Origin of the sequence: Bartonella queenslandensis AUST/NH15, from assembly GCF_000312585.1 — a bacterium.
GTDB classification, from domain to species: Bacteria; Pseudomonadota; Alphaproteobacteria; order Rhizobiales; family Rhizobiaceae; genus Bartonella; species Bartonella queenslandensis_A.
The window spans coordinates 266,776-269,379 of record NZ_HE998003.1 but is presented as its reverse complement, the minus strand read 5'-3'; the positions used below and the strand labels follow the sequence as shown (position 1 = coordinate 269,379).

Annotated in this window: 2 protein-coding genes; both read right to left on the bottom strand. The window is 38.3% G+C overall.

Annotated elements, in window-relative coordinates:
• Positions 1–65 precede the first annotated feature (65 nt).
• Complete coding sequence (locus BN338_RS06275) at positions 66–1,865, bottom strand: DUF6990 domain-containing protein (RefSeq protein WP_039760111.1); 1,800 nt, start codon at positions 1,863–1,865, stop codon at positions 66–68.
• Between the two features lie 155 nt (positions 1,866–2,020).
• The gene (locus tag BN338_RS06270; RefSeq protein WP_039760108.1) at positions 2,021–2,596 is read right to left on the bottom strand and encodes an SMI1/KNR4 family protein; all 576 of its coding nucleotides are present in this window, start codon (positions 2,594–2,596) and stop codon (positions 2,021–2,023) included.
• Positions 2,597–2,604 lie beyond the last annotated feature (8 nt).

Sequence of the window (2,604 nt, the reverse complement as noted above, 5' to 3'; positions counted from 1 at the left end):
CAATGGCAACAGTTTTGGAGACAACAGATGCTGTTGGCGCATCCAAGCTTAAAATCGGAGCGTTTTTAGGAAAACCCTTTTCGATAACCCCTCGCAAGCATAAGAGCCTTGTCAATCCCGTATTTCGAGATACCTTTCACAAGCCCTGAAGAGTTTCCACTTCTAAAATTCTCCTCGTAAAACTTGAGCTTTTCAACATCCCCTATCAGGATAAGAGCAATAAGGTGACGTGCGACAAGATAAACATCTTCATGATTTGGGGGCAAAGCTGCATAATCATAGATCATTTGATTGACATTTTGCCGATCAGCCCACCCGATAATATCTGCAATGAGCGGACTCAATTGATTCTCTTCAACTTGTGCAGCAGAAATGGTATAAACTTCTTCTGACTCCTTGAGAGCAATATATTGAGGCAATCCAGGAAACATATACCGATGAGCAGTAGAAAAACCTAGTGTTGAAACCGAAGCTTTGAAGGTAATAACTGGTGTTTCTTCTTGTTTATCAAGATTGTACACTATGTTGATAATCCGATCTTTGTTAATCAAATAAGCATTACGAGCGTAGTTTTTATCGCGATAAACTGTCCAGCCTCTCCTTTTTAACTGTTCAGAAACTGTATTCAAGAAAGCCAATGCGTGCAAATCAATAGCGGCATCTATTGCCTCTCGCTCCTTTAAAACCTTCAGGTGCTCTTCAGCAAATCGAACGGCATAGTTAATGTGTTTTTCTACATAATTGTCATCTAAATTTTCAGAAATTGTCCCTGCTTCCAGAAAACTTTGATAAGACTTCAGGATATCAATTTTACCCATCAATGCTAAGCAAGCCAAATGCCAAACTATGTCTACATTATATCTATATTTTTGAACAAGTGTTTTGCTTTCTATCGATGCTTGCAAATCTTGAGCACGAGCCCACTGGATCACTCGTTCAGAGATTTTGATAAGCTCTTGCTCATTTAATGTCTCTACACAAATATCAATCCCTTTATCAATACCACTAAAAATCCCCCCCCCAATGGTGTTAAAAGAATTATAAATATCCGTGGGTTTTATCGAATCATATTCCCCACGATAGTGAATATAATTACAAGCCACAGAAATCTCTTTATTCGATATCTCTGCTTCAAGATAGACATTATCATTGTTATGAAGATGTATAAAACCAAAATTAAATTGAATGAAGCGGTCGGGCAAAGAGAGCCACATTTTGCTAGGCTCCGTGGCAAACCAACCATGAGTTTTGAGAATGCGGCTTGCTGCGGTAAGACTCATCGAGCGCCGTTTGGGCTTCTTCCGTGCTAGAACATCATCCAATTCCCCGTTTTTATAAGCTTGCGCAAAAAGAAGCAGGCGATCATCCGACGTCATAGTCTGATAATCAGCAAATTCTGGCACAAATAATTTGTGAGTAGGATCATAGTTTTTTAAAGCCTCCATATCACCGAGCAATGCTTGTGCAACAGCAGAATGACTAGCTGCTTTCTCACGCAACTTTTGTTCAATATCCTGTGCTTGCGCCCACGCAATCACTTTATTGAGAGCCTCCTCAATATGGCTCTGAGAAAGATCCAAAGCTTTAACATCAAAATTCTCCTTCGCGGAAAACAGTATATCTTCATATTTAGACTGTGATTCTTTACCACTACGATATTCCCAGGCAAGGCAATAGGCGGCTGTCGTAAGCTTAGCAGAGAGCCGAAACTTTTCCCCGTCCTCTCCATAATTTTTTACATCATAGCCAATACCAATAATACGATCAAGAAGATGATAATGAGCCCACGTACTACCATCGTCTTTATCACGATAAGGCTCCCAGCCCAGTCTTTTTAAAATTTCTGTTACATCTTTGGTTTGCATCAGATTTACTTATCAACACATTCTGCAACATCAGCTAAAATGTAAGTTTTCATGAATCTTCCCCTGCATTTACCAGAATTCTTTTACAGAGAAATTCATAAAAATTACTTGTGTAACACTGAGAATCTCTAGAAAGGCTAAATATTTCCTCACTATCAATTTCCCTTCCTCCATAGTTTTTTCCAAAAACTCTTGTAAAAAGGTATAGGTTGTGGACTGGGAGTGTTCTCAATCTTTTCAATCGGTTGATCACCATCAGGTATCTCAACCCCCGCGTGTACTTTAATTCTTTTGCAAAGAAATTCATAAAAATTACTTGCATAATAATAAGGTCCTTCAGGTGGAAACTCAAGGTAGAGTGGACATTCACCATCCCGAAATTGAGAGTAATCAAAATAAAATGTTTCACCAAAATCAGTTCTACTCACGGCAAGCTGATTTGATTTTGCAAAACCATTTTTTATATCCGTCAAATGATAGAAAACGATATCACCAGCAGGACACTTATCAAAACTTGCGTTATAAATGCTAAATATTTCATCACCTCCAATTTCTCCTCCTTTATAATTTTTTAAAAAGTCTTTATAAGAAGTTGTAAACTTTACACCAAGAATTTTCTCAGCTTCTTCAATTCTTTCATCACTCACCGCATCCTCTGCAGTGCCAAAATCAACAATATCACTATATTTCTCAACCAACTCTGCAACATCAGCTACAGTGTAGGTTTTCATGAATCTTT